Source organism: Mycobacterium sp. (assembly GCF_052144515.1).
Classification (GTDB): Bacteria; Actinomycetota; Actinomycetes; order Mycobacteriales; family Mycobacteriaceae; genus Mycobacterium.
This window is the reverse complement of the sequence record NZ_JBKQQD010000100.1, coordinates 1-2,785: the sequence shown is the minus strand read 5'-3', so window position 1 is coordinate 2,785 and position 2,785 is coordinate 1. Positions and strand designations below refer to the sequence as shown.

General features: G+C 61.0%; 1 protein-coding gene. It reads right to left on the bottom strand.

Annotation, left to right across the window (positions count from 1 at the left end; all coding sequences use genetic code 11):
* Positions 1-823: 823 nt before the first annotated feature.
* A complete protein-coding gene (locus ACLP9N_RS05635) occupies positions 824-2,473 on the bottom strand; it encodes a serine/threonine-protein kinase (RefSeq protein ID WP_442406460.1) in 1,650 nt (549 codons plus the stop codon).
* Positions 2,474-2,785: the final 312 nt, after the last annotated feature.

The following is a 2,785-nucleotide window of genomic DNA, read 5'->3' as shown; positions in this document are numbered from 1 at the left end:
TCTTCACCAGATCGCCGGGCCGGACTTCCCGGCCCTTGTATGGAGTGATCACTCCAAAAACTCCTGCTTTGGCTCGACGCCGTCGGCAGCTAATACGTCGTAGGGATGCAGTGAGCCCGTCTGGGTGGTACTCAACAGCCAGTCTGGCGCAGTCGGGGGCATAGTACTCGTTGTCGGGCTCGATCGTATCGTGCAGTTCGTGATCAATGCCACTGGTTAGGCATGCTAGCGGTTTTGTTGAAAACGCAAACACTTGCACGCCGGACAAGCCCCGAAATGTGACGGCACGCGCCTGATGCGGGCGTGGCTCGGCATCCCAGGACCACGATCGGGCTGGTCACGAAATCGGCCCCCGCCGGAGGACGGTCCCCGTAGCCGACGGGTCGATGCTCGTCACCAAATCCGCAAGCTGAATCGAGGCCACGATGACTGACGAACCACGGGGACTCGGATGGTGGCAAGCGTCAGACCTCAAGTGGTCCCCACCGGAGAAGCGCTGCAGAGGCTCAGTGCCACACGTCCGGCACGCTGCAATGGCCGTCACCCGACCCTCCGCCAATCCCGGCCCCCGGTTCTCACAGGATAGGCGATTCACACCTCCACGAGGACCATCGCGTTTCACGGGATTACGGAGCCAAGTTTTGAGACTCTCGAATGTCGTCTAATTCGAGACTAGACCCGGAAGACCTTAAGCCGTACTTTGAAAATGCTCAATCGTTTGGGGTGAATCATCAAAAGGGTGGCATGACTGCGGTTTCCCCATAGGGGCCGGGCCCATCATTCCTTACACCCTCCTCAGCGCATTCCTCGCCTGCGCCCAAAGCTATTCAGCTCCGGCGAACCACGCTGTAGTGACTGTGTGAATTTGCGCCACAGAGCCGAGCAGCCCGGCTTTGACGGTCCATATCGGTGAGGCCCGGTTGATGGGGTTGCTGGAATCTCGGCTCATGAGGACCACGTAACCGCTCTGGGCCGCCCCGCAGTTGTGTACGGAGGTATCACCGTTGGGTTGCATGTCACGCATGCCGGTCACCGCCCGGCATCGGGTGCCGTCGTCCAACTCAAGAGCATAAGGCCAGGGATCGATGCCATGCTGGACTGGACGCAAGTAAGGCGTACTGAGTGGAAATTGGCGCAGCTCTTTGTCCCATGGATTATCCAGGCACAGCATAGATGTCGGGGGCGCCGACCAGCAGATGTCTGCGCTGGCCGAGTTGGGGTTGCAGTAGTAGACGTTTGCGGTGACCGCCGCCAGCGAGGTTTGCTCACAATTCAAGGGCAGGTCAGCGTTCGGGTTGGCCACTTCGTGGAACCCGTTGGCGGGTTGACCATTGACGACTGCGGTCGTCGTTTTAATATCGGTTTCGGCGGCGCGTCGCGGTGCCTGTGGTGGCAGCGCGGCTATCACCGACGAGGTCGCGGGTTGAGGGACGACGGTGGTCTCAGCATGAGGTCTGTTGTGTTGCAATGGCCGCCACACCATGGCGGCAGCCCCAATCAAGATGAGGGTCGCGGCGATACCGCCCACGACTACCCATGTACGCCGAGATGCCAGACCTGATTTGGCAGTTGGGCTCGCTAGGGGCTCGGACTCACGTGCTCGCGGTGCCGCCTGGGTCGGCGCACCGGCCAAGTTGATCTGTTCGCTTAAGCCTCCCGCGAAGTCAGAGCAGCGTTGGTAGCGATTCTCGGCCTGCTTGCTCAGAGCCTTGGCGAGAACTGGGTCGAGCCTGGCGAGCTCCGGTCGTGTATCAGCTAGTTCTGGCGGTGGCACATTGAGATGACGGCTGATCACCACGGCGGGATTGGTGTTCGGGAACAATTGAGAACCGGTCAGCAGGTGGTAGGCAGTGGCTGCCAACGAGTACTGGTCAGCACGGCCATCAACGTCCTCACCCAGCAACTGCTCGGGTGCACAGTAGGCCACGGTGCCCAAAGTCATGTTCGTCTTTGTCAGTCCACTGATCTCGTTGACGTTGCGGGCTATTCCGAAGTCGGTCAGAAGGATTCGCTGCTCACCCCCATCATCGGGATGGGTCATCATGATGTTGGCGGGTTTGACGTCACGGTGCAGCAGGCCTTGTTTGTGAGCGTAATCCAGCGCACTGGCGACCGCCGTGACGATGCGAGCAACTTCCTCGACTGGCATTCCAGCCGGATATCGATCGGCTAGGAGCCGGGCCGCGTCGAGTCCGTCGACGTAGTCCATCGAGATCCACAGTTGGCCCTCCTCCTCTCCACGGTCGTGCACATCGACGATGTGGGGATGCCAGAGCGTCGAGGCGAGATCGGCTTCGCGGTTGAAGCGGGCCCGATAGTCGGCGTCGGCGGACACATCCGCCGCCAGCACCTTGAGCGCATCCTGGCGTGGCAACCGGGGGTGTTGCGCCAAGTACACCTCGCCCATCGCGCCTGATCCCAATCGACGCAGGATCCTGTAATCGGCGAATACCTGACCGTTCGCTAACGGCATGTGGCGGATGCTACATAGCGGGCTGTGCTTTTACGCCATATCCGCAGTAGCGCGATGGGGGGTTCCAGCAGCCCTCTCCAACTGACGCGGCCAGGGCCTGTCCAGGATCTCGTTGTTGAGGTTGCGCAGACTAACGTCGGCCCCGGCCACCGTTCCCGCTCGCGCAGTTTCAACTTACCGAGCCCCGGAGGTTGTCCCGAGTTCCGTGGAACTTCGGTGGCGGTCCGGTGAGCATCAGGCTGCGCTCACCTGGTCATTGTGCACGACAGGTTCGGCGGTTTCGCGTTCGAGTGCAGCGCGGACTGTGGGTAG